Origin of the sequence: Radicibacter daui (assembly GCA_030657355.1) — a bacterium.
Taxonomy (GTDB): domain Bacteria; phylum Pseudomonadota; class Alphaproteobacteria; order Radicibacterales; family Radicibacteraceae; genus Radicibacter; species Radicibacter daui.
In genome coordinates, this window is the sequence record CP131056.1 from 3,607,544 (window position 1) to 3,624,502 (window position 16,959).

14 protein-coding genes are annotated in these 16,959 nt (G+C 65.0%); 11 read left to right on the top strand and 3 right to left on the bottom strand.

Annotated elements, in window-relative coordinates:
- The first annotated feature begins 85 nt into the window (after positions 1-85).
- From QTL98_RS16885 to QTL98_RS16895, 3 genes are all read left to right on the top strand, one after another.
- On the top strand, positions 86-808 hold the full coding sequence (locus QTL98_RS16885; RefSeq protein WP_445679632.1) for an ABC transporter ATP-binding protein: 723 nt from the start codon (positions 86-88) through the stop codon (positions 806-808).
- Complete coding sequence (locus QTL98_RS16890; RefSeq protein ID WP_445679633.1) at positions 805-3,387, top strand: ABC transporter permease; 2,583 nt, start codon at positions 805-807, stop codon at positions 3,385-3,387. Before QTL98_RS16885 ends, QTL98_RS16890 begins: the two co-directional genes overlap by 4 nt.
- Before the next feature lie 104 nt (positions 3,388-3,491).
- Entirely contained in the window at positions 3,492-4,217 is a 726-nt protein-coding gene (locus tag QTL98_RS16895; RefSeq protein ID WP_510637494.1) for a Bax inhibitor-1/YccA family protein, read from the top strand.
- Positions 4,218-4,321: 104 nt separating this feature from the next.
- Here the strand turns inward: QTL98_RS16895 and QTL98_RS16900 are convergent, their stop codons facing one another.
- From QTL98_RS16900 to QTL98_RS16910, 3 genes are read right to left on the bottom strand one after another with little or no spacing between them, the layout of a single operon-like run.
- Complete coding sequence (locus tag QTL98_RS16900) at positions 4,322-5,806, bottom strand: amidohydrolase family protein (protein ID WP_510637495.1); 1,485 nt, start codon at positions 5,804-5,806, stop codon at positions 4,322-4,324.
- 43 nt (positions 5,807-5,849) lie between these two features.
- Positions 5,850-6,653, bottom strand: coding sequence for an IclR family transcriptional regulator domain-containing protein (locus tag QTL98_RS16905; RefSeq protein ID WP_445679635.1), 804 nt, complete (start codon positions 6,651-6,653; stop codon positions 5,850-5,852).
- A gap of 4 nt (positions 6,654-6,657) precedes the next feature.
- A complete protein-coding gene (locus QTL98_RS16910) occupies positions 6,658-7,521 on the bottom strand; it encodes a dioxygenase family protein (protein WP_445679636.1) in 864 nt (287 codons plus the stop codon).
- 154 nt (positions 7,522-7,675) lie between these two features.
- On the opposite strand from QTL98_RS16910, the gene QTL98_RS16915 reads away from it, so the two are divergent.
- The 8 genes from QTL98_RS16915 to QTL98_RS16950 all read left to right on the top strand — a co-directional run bounded on the left by QTL98_RS16915 (position 7,676) and on the right by QTL98_RS16950 (position 16,942).
- Positions 7,676-8,491: a citryl-CoA lyase gene (locus QTL98_RS16915; protein ID WP_445679637.1), complete on the top strand. Its 816-nt coding sequence runs from the start codon at positions 7,676-7,678 to the stop codon at positions 8,489-8,491.
- 10 nt (positions 8,492-8,501) lie between these two features.
- A complete protein-coding gene (locus QTL98_RS16920; protein WP_445679638.1) occupies positions 8,502-9,647 on the top strand; it encodes a CaiB/BaiF CoA transferase family protein in 1,146 nt (381 codons plus the stop codon).
- 30 nt (positions 9,648-9,677) lie between these two features.
- Complete coding sequence (locus tag QTL98_RS16925; protein WP_445679639.1) at positions 9,678-10,082, top strand: YciI family protein; 405 nt, start codon at positions 9,678-9,680, stop codon at positions 10,080-10,082.
- Between the two features lie 34 nt (positions 10,083-10,116).
- The gene (locus QTL98_RS16930; RefSeq protein ID WP_445679640.1) at positions 10,117-11,196 is read left to right on the top strand and encodes a C4-dicarboxylate TRAP transporter substrate-binding protein; all 1,080 of its coding nucleotides are present in this window, start codon (positions 10,117-10,119) and stop codon (positions 11,194-11,196) included.
- 17 nt (positions 11,197-11,213) lie between these two features.
- A complete protein-coding gene (locus tag QTL98_RS16935) occupies positions 11,214-11,780 on the top strand; it encodes a TRAP transporter small permease subunit (RefSeq protein WP_445679641.1) in 567 nt (188 codons plus the stop codon).
- Complete coding sequence (locus tag QTL98_RS16940; protein ID WP_445679642.1) at positions 11,777-13,090, top strand: TRAP transporter large permease; 1,314 nt, start codon at positions 11,777-11,779, stop codon at positions 13,088-13,090. Before QTL98_RS16935 ends, QTL98_RS16940 begins: the two co-directional genes overlap by 4 nt.
- A 28-nt stretch (positions 13,091-13,118) precedes the next feature.
- Positions 13,119-13,652 carry an NADPH-dependent FMN reductase gene (locus tag QTL98_RS16945; RefSeq protein ID WP_445679643.1) on the top strand — a complete coding sequence of 178 codons (534 nt, stop codon included), beginning with the start codon at positions 13,119-13,121 and terminating at the stop codon, positions 13,650-13,652.
- A 182-nt stretch (positions 13,653-13,834) separates the two neighbouring features.
- Positions 13,835-16,942 carry a hypothetical protein gene (locus QTL98_RS16950; RefSeq protein ID WP_445679644.1) on the top strand — a complete coding sequence of 1,036 codons (3,108 nt, stop codon included), beginning with the start codon at positions 13,835-13,837 and terminating at the stop codon, positions 16,940-16,942.
- Positions 16,943-16,959 lie beyond the last annotated feature (17 nt).

Below are 16,959 nucleotides of genomic sequence, written 5' to 3' on the forward strand. Positions count from 1 at the left end.
GGCAAAAGGCCGTGTGATCGCTCTTTCCCCCGCGGCCGATGGCCAGCAAACCGATGCCCCCTGACGGAAGGACACCCCGCTGCCCATGCCCGCTTCCCCGTCCCCCGCCGCTCAAAACCCGGTCGTCCGGGTCAGCGACCTGCATGTTACCCTCGCCAGTGCCGCCGGTCCGGTCAACATCCTGCGCGGGATCGACCTTGAAGTCGAAGCGGGCGAAACGGTCAGCATCGTCGGGCCCTCCGGGTCGGGTAAATCCACGCTCATGATGGTCATCGGCGGGCTGGAACGGGCTTCTTCCGGCAGTATCGAGATTGCCGGCCAGCCGCTCGGCGGACTGGGTGAAGACGCTCTCGCACTGCTGCGCAGGGATCATATCGGCATCGTCTTCCAGGATTTCCACCTCGTGCCGACAATGACGGCGCTGGAAAACGTCGCCCTGCCGCTGGAACTGGCCGGCGCGGATGATGCCTTTGCCCGGGCGGAGGCAGAGCTGAAGGCCGTCGGCCTCGGCCACCGGCTGACGCATTACCCGGCCCAGCTTTCCGGCGGCGAGCAGCAGCGTGTTGCCCTTGCCCGCGCCGCCGCCCCGCGCCCCTCCCTGCTGCTGGCGGACGAGCCGACGGGCAACCTTGATGGCTCAACCGGCCACATCATCATCGAGCTGCTGTTCGAGCGTGCCCGCTCCAGCGGCTCCACGCTGGTGCTCATCACCCACGACCCGCAACTGGCCGAGCGCTGCGGACGGCAGATCGCCATGCGCGACGGCATTGTCGAGAAGGACAGCCGGGCCGGGAGCGCCGCAGCGTGAGCGCCGCGAGCTGGAAACAAAGCCTCAAACTCTCCCTCACCATTGCCCGGCGCGAACTGCGCGGCGGCCTGACTGGCTTTCGCCTGTTCATGGCCTGCCTTGCCCTCGGCGTCGGCGCCATCGCCGCAGTGCAGTCGCTCTCCCTTAGCGTGCTCGCCGGCATGCAGCGCGACGGGCGCGCCATCCTGGGCGGTGATGCGTCGGTACAGATGATCTACAACGAAGCCCCGCCGGCCATGCGGCAGTTCTTTGAGCAAAGCGGCCGCACCTCGCTGGTGGCGGAGCTGCGATCAATGGCGCGTCGCCTCGACGTCAATGACGAGACGGCGGAGAGCGAAGAGAAGGCAGGCCATCTCGGCGCCGTACTGGCCGAGGTAAAGGGTGTCGACAGCGCCTATCCTCTCGCTGGCAGAATGAAACTTGCCGATGGCAAAGACTTTGCCGACGCGATTGCCCGCCAGAGCGACGGTCTCTGGGGGGCGGTGGTCGAGCCCGGGCTTCTTGCCCGCCTCGGGCTTGCCGTGGGCGACCAGATTTCGCTCGGCGACATCCATCTGCGCCTGACGGCCGCCATCGATCATGAGCCCGACAGACTTTCCGGGCAGGGTTTTTCCATCGGCCCACGTGTGCTGCTCTCGCTGAACGCCCTCAAGGAAAGCGGCCTGATCCAGCCGGGCAGCCTTGTTTACTGGCGCTACCGGATCGATCTCGGCAACAACGCGGCCCCTGCCGCCTGGCAGCAGAAGGCGGAAGCCGCTTTCCCCGATGCCGGCTGGCGTATCCGCCTTTCCAACGATGCGGCACCGCGCGTGGCCCGCTTCATCGACCGGCTCGGCCAGTTCCTCACCCTCGTCGGCCTCACCTCGCTGCTGGTGGGCGGCATCGGCGCTTCGAACGCCGTCACCGCTTATCTGGATGGGCGCCTTGCGACCATCGCCACCCTCAAGGGCATCGGCGCGTCGGCACGCATCATCTTCAGCGCCTACCTCATCCAGATTCTGGTGCTGACCGCGGGCGCCATCGTGCTTGGCCTGCTGGCCGGCGCCCTGCTGCCCATGCTGGCCATCCTGGGGCTCAACAAGCTCCTGCCGGTGGAAGGGGTGATCGGGCTTTACCCCGGCGCCCTTGGCCTTGCCGCCCTCTTCGGCTTGCTCACCTCGCTCACCTTCTCGCTGGTGCCGCTCGCCCGGGCGCAGGCAACCCAGGCGGCGGCTCTTTTCCGCGGGGCACTGGGGGCACGGCAGCCCTTGCCGCCAAGGGCCTGGATCGCCACCGGCATCAGCGGCGCCCTGCTGGCCGCGCTTGCCATCGCGAGCGCGGACAACAAGCTCTTCGCCCTCGGTTTTGTCGGCGGGGCGGCGCTGTCGCTCGGCCTCTTCCGCCTTGCCGCCCAGGGCGCCGTTGCCCTTGCCGCACGCCTGCCGCGTCCGCGCCGGGCCTCGCTACGGTTGGCGCTTGCCAATCTGCACCGGCCGGGAAATCCCACCGCCACCATCGTGCAGTCCCTTGGCATTGGCCTTACGGTGCTGGTTGCCATTGCCCTCATCCAGGGCAATTTCAGCAAGCAGGTCGCCGAAGGGCTGCCGGAAGATGCGCCCTCCTTCTTCTTCCTCGACGTACAATCCTCTGACGCTGCGCGTTTCAACGACGCGCTGAAGGGGTTGCCGGGCGTCGAGAGTGTGGAAGAAACGCCGATGCTGCGCGGCAATCTCATCGCCATCAACGGCGTGCCGGCCGATCAGGCGCATCTGCCCGGCGCGCCGGACTGGCTGCTGGAAGGCGACCGCGGCGTCACCTACGCCGCCGGCCCGCCGGCAAAGACAAATGTCGTGGCCGGCACCTGGTGGCCAACGGATTATCAGGGCGAGCAGCTCGTCTCCGTCTCCCAGGATTTTGTCGAGCAGTTTGGCATCAAGGTCGGCGACGAGCTGACGGTGCGGGTGCTGGGGCGCGAGATCAAGGCACGCATCGCCTCCATCCGCGATATCGACTGGTCCACCATGGCGATGAATTTCGCCATGGTCTTTTCCCCCGGCATTCTGGCGAAGGCGCCCCATACCGTGCTGGCAAGTGCCCGCACCAGCGAAGTGGCGGAACTGCCAGTGATGACCGCTGTGGGCCGGGATTTCCCCAATGTCTCGACCATCCGCCTGCGGGAAGCGCTGGCCGAGGTAAACCGCCTGATCGGCAACATCGGCATTGCGGTGCGGGTAACGGCCGCCGTCACCCTCATTTCCGGCACGCTGGTGCTGGCGGGCGCCATTGCCGCCGGTCATCGCCGCCGCGTCTATGACGCTGTAGTGCTGAAGGTGCTGGGGGCAACACGGCGCGATCTTATGAAGGCCTTCCTGACCGAATTCGGCCTCATCGGGCTACTGACGGCCTCCATCGCCGCCGTCATCGGCACGGCGGCGGCCTGGGCGGTCATGCGCTGGATCATGCCGATACCCTGGCAGTTCCTGCCGCTGCCGGTCATCGCGACGGCCCTGATTGCCGCCGCCATCACCCTTGTTGCCGGTTTTGCCGGCACTTGGATTGCCCTGGGTCAGAAGGCCGCGCCCCTGCTCAGAAATGAGTAAGGGAGAAGGCATAATTTCGCCATCAGTCCAAAGCATATTGAAAACTTGTCGCACGTCTCCAATATGACGGGCAAAGGATCAACTGCGATAGATGAGGAAATGCCATGGCCACCGGCCCTGATTTTCGGATGAACCCGAGCTACACCGGGTCCGTTGACCGGGCGAGCTATGACGCCGGTCTGCGCTCCCACATGATGCGCGTGTATAATTACATGTGCGGCGGTCTGGTGCTGAGCGGGCTGATTGCCTACTTCACCGCCAATACGCCGGCCCTGCTGCAGGCCATCTTCGGCAGCCCGCTGGGCATCGTGGTGATGCTCGCGCCGCTCGGTCTCATCTTCTTCGCCAGCATGCGCCTGCACGCCATCAAGGCCAGCACGCTGCAGACCATCTACTGGGTGTTCTGCGGCCTCATGGGCCTGTCGCTTGCCAGCGTGTTCGTGATCTACACCGGCACCTCCGTGGCGCGGGTGTTCTTCATCACCGCCGGCATGTTCCTCGGCACCAGCCTTTATGGCTACACCACACGCCGCAATCTTGATGGCATCGGCTCCTTCCTGGTGATGGGCCTCATCGGCATCCTGATCGCCGGCCTCGTGAACATCTTCGTCGGTTCCTCGGCGCTGCAGTTCGCGATCTCCGTGATCGGCGTGCTGGTCTTCACCGGCCTCACCGCCTGGGACACCCAGCGCATCAAGGAAACCTATGCCGAGGGCCTTGGCCAGGAGACCTCCACCAAGATGGCCGTCTTCGGCGCCCTGCAGCTCTATCTGGACTTCATCAACCTGTTCCAGTTCCTGCTCGCGCTGATGGGTAACCGCCGCAGCTGATCGCTGACGGACAGGCACGACCAAAGAAAAACCGCCCGGTGTTTCCACCGGGCGGTTTTTTGTTGCCTGCGAGAGACGGCGCAGGGCGTTCAGCCGGCACCGGCCTAGAAGGCAAAGAGATCGCGCTCCACACCGGTGGCCTTGAAGATCCGGTCCCGGCTTGCCTCGATCTCCCGCGTCAGGCGCGGGATATCGAAGCCCAGCAACTGGCCCTGCCATTTCCTGATTTTGCCGGCCACCATCACCGTGTCGACATTGGAGCGCTCCATCAGCGTTACCACCGCACCCGGCGCGTTGTTGAGCGGGGCGACATTGAGAGCGCCGGCATCGAGCAGGATGATGTCGGCGGCTTTGCCCGGCGTCAGGCTGCCCGTCACCTTGTCGAGCCTCAGCCCCCTCGCCCCCTCGATGGTGGCGTGCCGCAGCGCATCGGCGCACTGCATCAGATCCGGATAGTTCGGGGCACCGCCCAGCGCCTTTTCATTCACCGCCATGCGCTGCAGCGTCATCAGCGCCCGCATCTGGGTAAACATGTCGGCCGTCATGGTGCATTCCACGTCTGACGACAGCGACAGCCCCATGCCAAGATCGAGCGCCTTCTGGATCGGCGGGGTGCCATGGCGCATATGCATCTCGATTGGCACGGCCAGCGACACGTGCGCCCCGGCATCGGCAGCATATTTCCAGCCCGCGTCCGACATGCCGGTCATGTGGATAAAGATATTGTCCGGCCCGAAGAGCCCGGCGGCACCAAGCTCATCGAAGGTCGGCTGCATGCCGAAAGTGCCGACGACATGCAGGGCAATCGGCAGCCCCAGCTCGCGCCCCACCTTCCAGGCTTCTTCATATCCCGGCAGGTAGATTTCGCCGCCCATCACCATGGTCAGCATCTGGTCGGCGGAGGAGAAGTATTGTTGCTTCAGCCTTCTGGCATCGCCGGGATAGCGCGCCCGGTCGCCCCAGCCTTCAAAATACCCGAAGACGCCGCGCCGGCCGGCATCCCGCAAGCCTTCGACGGCGGCGTCGGAATGCTCCGGGCTGTGGTGGATCTGGCTGACATCCATCACCGTCGTCACGCCGGCATCGAGCTGCGCGATACCGCCGAAAAGCTCATTGATATAAACATCGTCCGGCGTGTAGCCGAGCGAGAGCTTCTGCAGCACGGTTTCATAATAATTGCTGGCATTAACCGGCCTGCCGTCATTGATGAGGATGGCGTGGGCCAGCTGGCTGCGCAGCGCGGTTTCGAACTGGTGGTGATGGGTGTCGATGAAGCCGGGCATGACGATCTTGCCGGTCGCATCGATCACCGCCGCCTCCGGCGCCTCGATCCGGGCGGCGACGGCAGATATCCGCCCGTCCTCGACCAGCACATCCCCGACGGGGAAATTGCCGACCGCGTCATCGATGGGCAGCACGATGCCGCCCTTGATCAGAAGCGGGCGCTTGCCGTCCTTCACACCCGCCGGCAGCGCGGCCTCGGCCATGGCCTGCCGCGCCTCGATCAGCGATGCCACCTCACCGGACAGATAGCTGCGGGTTATCGGGCAGGGCACCTCGGGGTGCCCTGGGTCACAAAGCCTGCACATCTTGTCCTCCCCGAAAATTCTTGTTTTGGAAACGGAGCCTGCCTCAGGCCCGAAGTACCGTGGCAAGCAGGGGGTAACGCATCATGTGATGGGCAATCCGCGAGGCGGTGATCCTGAGTTCCGGCAGCCGCTCCTCCACCAGCGCCTCCGGCGTCACCATGCCGGTGTAGCCGGAGCTGTTGAGGGCGGCGACGGTGTTGCCCTCGGCATCGCGCACCGGCACGGCAATGGCGGTAATGCCGTAATCGAGCTGATCGACGGTGGTGGCATAACCTTCCTCGCGCACCCGCCGCACTTCTTCACGCAGCGCCGCCTTGTCCGTGCAGGTCTTGGCGGTCAGGGCTTCCGGCTCCAGCGCCGCAAGCCAGCTCTCGAAGGCCGCCTCTTTCATGCCCGCCAGCAGCACCCTGCCCATCGAGGTGGCAAAGGCCGGGTAGCGAGCGCCCACCACAGCGGCGGCACGGCGGGCACGCTGCTGGGAATAGTGGGCGATATAGATGACATGGTGTCCCTCAAGGGAGGCCACTGACGAGGCATCGCCAAAGCGCTCCACCAGGGCGCGCAGGTCGGGCTGCAGTACTTCCTCAATCCGGGCGGAGAAGTAGAAGGAAGCGCCGAGCCCCATGATCTTGGGCTTGAGGTGAAAACGTTTGCCCTCCTGCCCGACATAACCCAGCGCCTTGAGCGTCAGCAGGCTGCGGCGGGCGGCGGCCGGCGACAGACCCACCAGCCGCGCCACCTCGCTCAGCGTCATCTCGGGATGCACGGCATCAAACGCTTCCAGGATCGCAAGCCCCTTGGCCAGGGCCTCTACGAATTCCCGGTCCTTTTCCTCTTCAGCCGCCACGGCGTCATCCTTGCGGTGCGAGCACAAAGTCGAACTCGAACATCGCATCGGGCCGATGGTCGAGCTCGAAATCGAACGTGTCGGACGCCTTTACCGGCTTTACCTTGGCGATCAGCGACTTGCGCACCCCGAAGACGGCATCGTTTTCGATATATTCGCCGTTCTCGAAGAACACTTCAGTCGTGATGCTGCGCATGCCCGGAGACCGGACGATGAAATGCAGGTGGGCAGCCCGCCAGGCATGGCGGTCACCGGCCCGCAAAAGCTTTCCGACCGGACCGTCATAAGGAACGGTATAGGGCTTGGGCAACACTGTCGTGTAGCGGTAGCGGCCCTGATCGTCGCAGGTGAACTTGCCACGCAGGTCATACTTGTCCTGCCCGTGCTCCTGTTCCTGGATCGGATAGGTGCCGCTGGAATCGGCCTGCCAGGTATCGACGATCGCCCCCGGCAGCGGCTTGTGCAGGATGTCGGTCACCTTGCCCTGCACCAGCACGGTCACGCCCTCGCGCCCGTCGGCCAGATGGGCGCCGAGTTGTTTTTCCGGCGCATTGTCGAGATAGAACGGGCCGAGATTGGACCCCTCGGTACCGCCGCCGCGCGTGTTGATCATGTCCACAAGGGCGGAAAAGCCCAGCACATCCGACAACAGGATGAATTCCTGCCGCTCCGGCGTGGAGATCTTGCCGCACTCGTAAAGGAAGGTCAGCACCCCCATCCACTCCTCGTGGGTGAGGTTCATCTCGCGCGTGTAGTCGTGCAGATGGTCGATCAGCCCCTGCAGCAGCTTCTCGAAACGGCTGCCCGGCACGGTCCGGAAAGAATCCTTCACCGCCTGGGTGATGCTAAACTGGTTGATATCCCTCATTTTTTCCTCCGCTGAGCATCTTCTGAGGCCTGCTGCGCCGGCCCGGGCTGTTCCCGCCCTCATCAAACTGGTCCCGCTTTGGGGTTGCCTAAATCTACGATTATATTTATTTTCTACAAGCGAAAATATTTTCGCATATCGAAAAGAGTTTATAATGCGTATCGGGAAACAGGGAAACGCCTACACGGCCATCGCCACCTCCGACGCGGACAGCATTACCGTGCGTGGAGAGGACCTTTGCCGGGACCTCATCGGCAAGATCAACTTCACGGACTATTTCTGGCTTCTGGTGCTGGGCAGCCGCCCCACGGATATCCAGCGCCAGATGATGGATGCGTGCCTTGTGGCCATTGCCGAGCATGGGCTGGTCCCCTCCGTGCAGGCAGCACGCATGACCCTTGCGGCCGGCCCCGACGCCTGGCAGGGCGCCATGGCCGCCGGCCTTCTGGGCATGGGCAGCGTGGTTGCCGGCAGTTCCGAATCCGCCGGGCGTTATCTGGCCGGATTGCTTGCCGAAGCCGATGCCGGAAACGGCGACCTTGAAGCAGCCGCCATCTCCAGCCTCCAGGACCTCAAGGCCCGCCGCGAGAAGGTGCCCGGCCTCGGCCATCCGCAGCACAGCGGCGGTGACCCGCGGGCGGACCGGCTGCTTGCCATTGCTGACGAACTGGGGGTTTCAGGCCGTTACATCGGGGCGCTGCGCACCCTTGCCCGGCACGCCCCGGGCATCATCGAGCGCCCGTTGCCGATCAATGTTTCCGGTGCCATTCCCGCCTGCATCCTCGACGCGGGCTGGCCACTGGAAGCGCTGAAGGCAGTGCCGCTGCTGGCGCGCGCCGCCGGCCTTTCCGCCCATCTCTACGAGGAAGCGCAGCGGCCGATCGGCTTCATCATGTCCCACAAGGCCGATCTGGCGATCTCGTATGACGGCGCGCCCTCGAGCGCCGCGGCCGACAAGAAACCCGAGTGAAGGGGCAAAGATGGTCAAGATTCTGAAGGATATCCGGGTCGTCGAACTCGGCACCTACATCACCGGCCCCGCTGCCGGCATGCATCTGGCCGACCTTGGCGCCGATGTCATCAAGGTCGAGCGGCCGGATGGCGGCGACCCGTTCCGCGCCTTCAAGGGCGGGCTCTACTCCCCGCATTACCAGACCTATAACCGCAACAAGCGCTCCATCGCGCTCGATACCCGCGACCCGGCTGACCTTGCCGTCCTGCAGGAACTGGTCGCCACCGCGGATGTCTTTATCCAGAACTTCCGCCCCGGCGTGGCCGAAAAGCTGGGTGCCGGGGAAGAAGCGCTGCGCAGGATCAACCCCGGTCTTATCTACTGCGCCATTTCCGGCTTCGGCATTTCCGGCCCGGCACGGGACCGGCCGGTGTTCGATTCCGTTGCGCAGGCTGCCAGCGGTTATCTGCGCCTGCTGACCCCGCCCTCCAATCCGCGTGTCATCGGCCCGGCGATTGCCGATGCCGTGACCGGACAATATGCCGCCATGGCCGTGCTGGCCGCGCTGCTTGAACGGCAGAAGAGTGGCAAGGGCCGCCGCGTCGACATCTCGATGCTGGAGGCGATGGCCCACTTCAATCTCGACAGCTTCACCCACTATTTCTCGGTCGGCGAAGTGATGGGCCCGCTCTCCCGCCCGGTCGTCTCGCAGTCCTACACCTTCGAATGCGCCGACGGTAAATGGGTCGCCTTTCACCTCTCCTCCCCCGTCAAGTTCTGGGAGGGGCTTCTGGAAGCCACCGGCCAGCAGCAGCTCGCCGCCGACCCGCGCTTTGCCGAGCGCCCGGGCCGCATCGCCCATCAGGACGAGCTCATCGACATCTTCACGCCTGTTTTCAAACAGCAGCCGCGTGACGAATGGTGCCGCCGACTGGAAGCGGCCGAGGTGCCCTATTCCCCTGCCTACGATTCCAGCGAGGCGCTGGAAGACCCGCAGGCCCGGCATCTGCACATCAAGGTCAGCGCCGAGCACGCCGAGATGGGCACCTTCACCACGGTGCGCCCGCCATACAGCTTCGATGGCGAACCCGACCTCAGCGTGCTGCCGCCGCCGACCCTCAATGAACATGGCGACGAAATCCGCCGGGAACTGGCCCGCAGAAAGGCCGGCTGAAACAGCAAAAACAAAACAGGGAGGATGAAAATGGGCGACAGCGAGAACCCGCAATCCGTACCGGCCGCCGCCGTGCGCGAGGCCGGCAAGGGCATGCTGCAAAAGCAGCTCTACGCCATCTTCACCACACCGACGAACGGGCTGGGGCCCGTCTTCGCCAACATTGAAGAACATCTGAAATTTCAGGTCGGGCTGGAAAAGCAGGGCGTCATGTTTGCCGCCGGCCCGCTCTGGACCGATGACGGCGAGGCCTGGGAGGGCGAAGGCCTCGTCATCGTGCGCGCCGCCTCGAAGGACGAGGCACGGGCGATTGCCGAGCGCGACCCCATGCATGTCAGCGGCGCACGCAGGTTCCGTATCCGCCCGTGGATGATCAACGAGGGGTCGCTCACCGTCCGCCTCGATTTCTCGACGCAGAGTTTCGTCATTTCCTGATCGCTTCAAAAAACAAGACAACAGGGAGGAAAGAATGAAAGCACTGTTCGGACTGGTAACGGCCGGCCTTCTGGCCCTGCCCGGCACCCTCCTCGCCCAGGAAAGCATCAAACTGACGGTGGCCTCCAGCCACCCGACGGTCGTGCCCTGGGTCGGCATGATCAAGACCCATTTCATGGCCCGGACCGACGAGATTCTCGCCAAATCCGGCCATTACAAGATCGACTGGACCGAGGCTTTCGGCGGCCAGATCTATCAGGCCAACGCCACCCTCTCCTCGGTCGAGGAAGGCATCACCGATATCGGCTGGGTGTTCTCCTTCCTGGAGCCGGCGCAGCTTCCGCTGAGCCAGGTTTCCACCAACACCCCGTTCAGCACCACCAACGTGCCGGTGCTGCTGGAAGTGATGCAAAACCTGCTGGAGACCAACACCGCCTTCCGCAAGGAATGGGAAAGCCACAATCTCAAGGTGCTCGGCCTTACCGCCACCGACCTTTACGACATCTACACCAAGAAGCCGCTCACCGGCATTGACGACATCAAGGGCATGAAGCTCTCCGCCCCCGGCGTGCTCGGCAACTGGCTGCGCGGCACCGGCGCCAATGCCGTCGATGGCGCGCTGACAACCTTCTACACCAACGTGCAGACCGGCGTTTCCGACGGCGTGCTGTCGCTGGCGCTCGGCGCGCTGCCGATCAAGCTTTACGAGGTTGCGCCCTACATCAACCGCTTCGATGCGGCGGCGGCCTTCTCCGGCGCCATCGCCATCAACAAGGATAGCTGGGACCGGCTGCCGGCAGAGGTGCAGGAGGCCATGATCGAGGCCGGCAAGTACTACACCAAGAGCCACGGCGAGGACATGGTGAACGGCCATGAAGCCGCCTTGCAGAAGATGGTCACGCTGGGGGCGAACCAGAACCCCAAGGTCACCATCGTGCCCATGCCTGCCGCCGAGCGTCAGAAGTGGGTGGCAAAGCTGCCGAACCTTGCCGGTGAGTGGGCGACCCCGCTGGAAGCGAAGGGCATTCCGGCCAAGGAATTCCTGAAGGACTACATGGAAGCCCTCAGGGCACGCGGCGAACAGCCGATCCGTGTCTGGGACCAGGAACTCTGAGCCCGGCAGCGATCCCCGTGACAAACCCCACCCCAAGCGCCGCCCCCTCCGGGGGGCGGCCCGCCACCGTGATCGGGCGCGGCTGGGCCGTCATCGTCGACGGCCTCGCCGCCCTCGGCACCGTGCTCATCGGCATCCTGATGCTCATCATCTGCGCCGACATCGTGGCGCGGAACATCTTCGGCTCCTCGCTTCCGCTGGTGTCGGAAAGCGGCGCACTGCTGGTGGTGCTGATCGTCGCCCTTCAGCTGGCCAGCACCATCCGCGCCGGACGACTGGCCTTCGTCGAGCTTTTCATCGGCGAGGTCACGGACCGGTTTCCACGTTTCGGCGCCGTGCTGAAAGCCAGCTTCTGTCTTGCCGGCGCGGCGATGCTGGGCATCGTCGCCTGGGCATCGGCCGGCATCTTCAGCAAGGACCTGGCCGCCGGCGAGTTCATCGGCGTGACCGGCATGGGCACCCTGCCGACCTGGCCGTTCCGGGCGCTCATCATGCTCGGCATGGCGGCTGCGGCCCTTCAATTCGTCGATCTTGCCCTGCGGGAGCTCGGCAAACTGTTCCCGTCCCGGAGGAACCCGTCATGAGCCCGGTCGAAATCGGATGGATCGCCATCGCCGCGCTCATCCTGCTCATCTTCCTCTCCATGCCCATCGGCGTGGCAATGCTGCTCGTTTCCTTCGGTGCCGTCTCCTTCATCCGCGGCGAACCGGTGGCTGTGCGCATGCTGGGCGCCGTCGCCAATGACAGCCTTGAGGAATATCTCTACGCGGTCGTGCCGCTCTTCGTGCTGATGGGGCTCCTGGTCACCATCTCCGGGGTCGGCAGGGATACGTTCGATGTTTTTCAGCGCGCCCTGCACCGGGTCACGGCCGGGCTCGGCATCGCCACTGTGTTTGCCAACGCGGTCTTTGCCGCCATCACCGGCATCTCCATCGCTTCGGCCACCGTCTTCAGCCGCATCGCGGTGCCGGAGATGCAACGCCATGGCTATACGCGCAAATTCGCCACCGGCGTCGTTGCCGGCTCCTCCGTGCTGGGCATGCTCATCCCGCCCTCGCTGCTCTTCATCATCTATGCGGTGCTGGCGGAAGAGTCGGTCGGGCGCATGTTCCTGGCGGGCATCGGCCCCGGCATCCTGCTCACCGTCATCTTTACCCTGACGATTCTGTTGCTGGCAAAGCGCCGTCCGGACTTCGTTTTCTCTGCCACGGAAAACAAGGAAAGCGCCGAGGCGTTCAGCACCCTCATCCTCGTGCGCAAATTCACGCCCATCCTCGTGCTGATGCTACTGGTGCTGGGCGGGCTGTATGGCGGCTTTTTCAACCCGACCGAGGCCGGGGCTGCAGGGGCGGCAGGAGCGTTGGTCATAGCCCTGCTCAGAAAGTCCCTCGATGGCAGGGCCTTCTGGCGAATTCTGGTGCAGACCGGACAGATCACCGTGTCGGTGCTGTTCCTTATCCTGGCCGCGAGTTTCTTCAGCCGCATGCTGGCGCTCTCCGGCATGCCACGGGAGCTGGCTTCCTATTTTCTGGACAGCGCCGTCGGACCGGTCGGGTTCCTGTGTTTCTACCTGATCCTGATCATTCTGCTTGGCTGCCTGATCGACAGCATCTCGATCATGCTGATTCTGCTGCCGATTGCCCTGCCGGTCGCCCATTCCGCCGGGTTCGACCCGATCTGGTTTGGCGTGCTGACGGTAATTGCCATCGAAACCGGGCTGTTGACGCCGCCCTTCGGGCTTTCTGTCTACACCATCAAATCGGCGATGGATGATCCCGGCCTGACCGTTGGCGAGATCTTCCGCGGGGCCTTCCCCTTCGTCATCGCCATGCTGGTCGCGCTGGTCATCATCGCCTTATGCCCCCCCATCGCCACCTGGCTCGCCCGCTTCTAGGGCTCACCATCCGCAAAGTGGGAAAACCATGCCGAGTTTACTGTTTCTTGTGGGAAGCCTGCGCCAGGCCTCGTCGGCAAAAGCGACCGCCCGGGCGATGATCCATCGGCTGGACCCGGCGGTTGAGGTGCAGATGGCCGATATCGGCGCCCTGCCCCATTATAATGCCGATATTACCGACAATGGCGCTGTCGCAGCCTTCCTGCACCAGATCGCGGCAGCGGACGGGCTGGTCTTCGTGACGCCGGAATATAATTACGGCGTACCCGGCGTGCTCAAGAACGCCATCGATTGGGCGTCCCGTCCTGCCTATGAGTCAGTGCTCAAGGACAAACCCTGTTTCATCGTCTCGACGTCTGGCGGAGCCCTTGGCGGTGTACGGGCTCAGGCGCAGCTCAAATATACGCTGAACGGGGTCCTCGCCCGCGTCTTCATCGGCAAGGAAATCGTGGTGCCTTTCGCCAATACCAAGGTCGAGGCCGGATTGCTGGTGGACGACGCCATTCTGGCCTTTGCCGGGGAGAGCCTGACGGCCTTTGTTGCCGGCCTTGCCGCGCGCTGACGGCAATCCCTGCCGCTCCTGAATACCGGGAGACTCAATCGGGTTGGCAGATCGTGGCTGCCCCTATATGGTAACTCATCACATTCCGGCCATAATCCGCGTGCTTGCCCCTGGTTGGCACGCTGCGTGCTTGGATCGGGAAAGGTGAATTGCCGCATGTAGCAGCACGAAGGATAAGCCGAATGCCCCAAGGCGCGTCGAACGGCTTTGGCCGACTTTTCCGCTCCCTTTCCTCAGAAGCCGCCCTTCGTCGCTGGCTGACAACAACCTCTATTCTGGCAGCCGGTGCCGGGCTTGCCGCCTGCGCCGGCCCCGGCGGCCAAAGCGGCCTGACCACCGGCGCTACTCCCGACGCCACGCCGGCCAAACCGGCCTCTCAGCCCGGGATTCTGCCCGAAATCAAGCAGGACGCACCGAAGACGCTGAGCGTCGAGGCGTCCCCGGCAGCCACCACCGGCACGGCGGCTTCCGTTGCCATGGCGCCGAGTGCTGAGGCCGCGGCCACTGCCGTCGATATCGCCACCAGCCATGCCGACGCCGCCCAGGCTGTTGCGACCACGACCGTTGCCAATGCCAACCGCAAGCCCGACGCGAGCACGCCTGCCGCGACCGAAACGGTCGCTGCGGCAACCCCGCCGGATACCAGCAGCAAGGACGGCTGGAACATCGTCGGCAAGACAGTGCTGGTTGATGCTGAAACCGCGGCACGAGGACCCGCCAACATCCTGCTGGTGCATGATGCCGAACTGCTGGGCATGCAGCTGGAAGCCCGCATCGCCTATCGCCGCGAGATGCTGGATGGCCTGCGCCGTGTGCTGGATGATGGCACGCTGGCCAAACCCGGTAGCGACCGCGACTTTACCGTCGGCAACTATGCCTTCGTGACCCGCGAGGCGCCGACCACCTTCCTCGCCCGCCTCAAGGCACCGGAAGGAAGCGCGGCGGCGACGGCTGTCGCCAGTATGGTGCCACAGCCACGCCCGGCCACCGCAATGCCGGAAGAAAAGCCGGCGGCGCATATGGCCGCAGCGCTCCCTGCCGTCCCGCCCGCTCCGGCTGCCGCAAATCAAGACAAACCGGCAACGCTCGCTGAAGCGCCGGTTGCCGCCACGCCCGCCGTCGTTCCGCCCGCTGCCGAAGCTGAAATTGCCGAGGCTGCCGCTCCGGCTGCCAGCCAGCCTGACGTGCAAAAGCCTGCGGCCGTTGTCGAGGCCGCGCCGAAGGTAGCTGCCAAGACGCCGGCTCCGGTCGCCGCTGCTGTGGTGCCGCCGGCCGCCCTCGTGCGTGCGCTGCCCGCCATTGCCGTGACAGCCGACACCGCCCCGGCAAATGACAATGACGCGGCCATGCCCGTCTCGCTGCGCGGCGCCCTGCCGACACCGCAGCTCGATATCGACCAGGCGGATGCCGTCCAGGGCCCGCAGCACATCGCGACCCTGATCGCCGACGAATACAAGTCGGCCTTCGGCAAGGACCTGCCGGTTATCAACTGGCACTGGCTGATCAATACCGAGACCGGCACCGTCTATACCGACGGCAATGCCCGCATCGCCGCGCGCGCCGGCCGCCACCTGCTGGCCCGCAGCGCCGAGGAATTCGAGTGGCTGAAGCGCAATGCCAGCCAGCGGGCCATTGCCATTGCCGATCCGGAGATGCGCCGCGTTTCCGAAGCGCTGGAGCGGGAATATTCCCCGGTGCTGGACGCCGAGGAAGAAGAGATCGCCATACGTCTCGCCCAGCGGGACGATCTGTGGGACGCCACCCGCCTGTTCGTAACCGGCCTGCCAGGCAAGGAAGGCCAGCTGCTGCGCCGGGTGGAGCGCCATGCGCTGATCCTGCCCGATGCCAAGCAGCGCATCTATGCGCGCTATGCCGTCGAGCTGTGCGACCGCACCGAGGCCCGGCCCGTTGCCCAGCGCCTGCGCAAGACGCGTTTTCCCGATGATGTAGCAACCGCCATGCAGGCCATCGGCCAGCAGGCGGGCCTGAAGCTCACGCCGGCCAACTACCAGATCGCGTTGCAGGATATCGAGACTGACCTCATCTCCTATGCCGATCTGCTGCGTCTCAGCCCCGAGGTAGCGGCTGCGCGCCTCATCAGCGACAAGGGTGCCGTCGGCCCCAATCAGGTCATCGGCGCCTGGATGCAGGACCGCAAGGCGGAAGGGATGTCCATCCACTTCGTCTCCGATGTGGATACGCTGCGCAAGAAGGTCGAGGCCAGCGTGGCCGAAGCCCGGCTCAAGGCCAGCAAAGGCCTCAGCACTGCGGCGGCCGGACGCTGGCTGGAACGCACGCTCATCGGCCTTGATGACCGGTTCGACCGCGACCGCATGTCGGTCATGACGACGCGCCAGTTCGTCGAGACCTATCACGCCCTCGACGGTTTCGGCCTTGCGGCGGATTCCCAGCTGCATTTCGCCATGGAAGCCTATCTGCGCGGCCTCGGCAGCGCGCAGCGCCTCGCCCGGCAATATGTCGGCCAGGGCCTGCAGGCGGAGATGGACCCGGAGACCTTCCTGCGCGACCGCCGCATCCGCGACGGGTACGCCGCCAAGAAGCTGGCGCATCTCAAGATGATGTCGGTGCAGGACCAGATGCGCGAGACGCTGGTGGCCGAAGCGCGCGCTGCCGGCCAGCCCGCCGTGCAGATGGCCGATGCCCCGCCGACCGTTATTCTACCGCCGCAACCGGCCGTTCAGGTCGCCGCGCTGCCGCCTGCGGCGGATGATGCCGCCACTGCCGCCAGCCGCGAGCAGGAAACTCTGCCCGATACTGCCGCTGTCGAAACCGCACCGCAGATCATCCTGCCGCCGCCCGTCGAGCCGGTGGAAGAAACGGTAATCATCCCGGCGCCGACCGAACCGGCCCCTGCCCCGCATGCCGAAGCCGGCACCATCCCGGACGGGCTGCAGACCGTGGCCGAGATCGTCCCCGTGCCGGTTCCCGCCGCCGCGGCCCGCCGCGCGGCGGAAAGCCAGCTGCGTTTGCAGGCCGATATCCTGCCCGGGACAAATCCCAACTGGCAGGCGGAGATCACACTGGTCTCGGCTGTCGATCCCGGCAATGCCGAGATCATGCGGGCGCTGGCGCACAATGCGCGCGTCAGCTGGGGCGAGGCATTGCAGAACCGGCGCGAGCGCGAGGCGCGTAACCGCGAGCTTACCCGCCTGCTGGCGGCCATGGCCCAGCGCCTTGCCGGGATGCCGGCTGCCGAGCGAGCGCGTTATGCCCCGCAGCTGATGGAACTGGTGGGTCTGGCACAGCAGGCACTCACGGCGACGGCCTGAGGCTTGACACCGCCCCT

Coding starts and splice junctions, on each gene's coding strand:
- QTL98_RS16885 (WP_445679632.1), top strand. CDS start 86: ATGCCCGCTTCCCCGTCCCCCGCCGCTCAAAACCCGGTCGTCCGGGTC.
- QTL98_RS16895 (WP_510637494.1), top strand. CDS start 3,492: ATGGCCACCGGCCCTGATTTTCGGATGAACCCGAGCTACACCGGGTCC.
- QTL98_RS16900 (WP_510637495.1), bottom strand. CDS start 5,806: ATGTGCAGGCTTTGTGACCCAGGGCACCCCGAGGTGCCCTGCCCGATA.
- QTL98_RS16910 (WP_445679636.1), bottom strand. CDS start 7,521: ATGAGGGATATCAACCAGTTTAGCATCACCCAGGCGGTGAAGGATTCT.
- QTL98_RS16915 (WP_445679637.1), top strand. CDS start 7,676: ATGCGTATCGGGAAACAGGGAAACGCCTACACGGCCATCGCCACCTCC.
- QTL98_RS16920 (WP_445679638.1), top strand. CDS start 8,502: ATGGTCAAGATTCTGAAGGATATCCGGGTCGTCGAACTCGGCACCTAC.
- QTL98_RS16925 (WP_445679639.1), top strand. CDS start 9,678: ATGGGCGACAGCGAGAACCCGCAATCCGTACCGGCCGCCGCCGTGCGC.
- QTL98_RS16930 (WP_445679640.1), top strand. CDS start 10,117: ATGAAAGCACTGTTCGGACTGGTAACGGCCGGCCTTCTGGCCCTGCCC.
- QTL98_RS16940 (WP_445679642.1), top strand. CDS start 11,777: ATGAGCCCGGTCGAAATCGGATGGATCGCCATCGCCGCGCTCATCCTG.
- QTL98_RS16945 (WP_445679643.1), top strand. CDS start 13,119: ATGCCGAGTTTACTGTTTCTTGTGGGAAGCCTGCGCCAGGCCTCGTCG.
- QTL98_RS16950 (WP_445679644.1), top strand. CDS start 13,835: ATGCCCCAAGGCGCGTCGAACGGCTTTGGCCGACTTTTCCGCTCCCTT.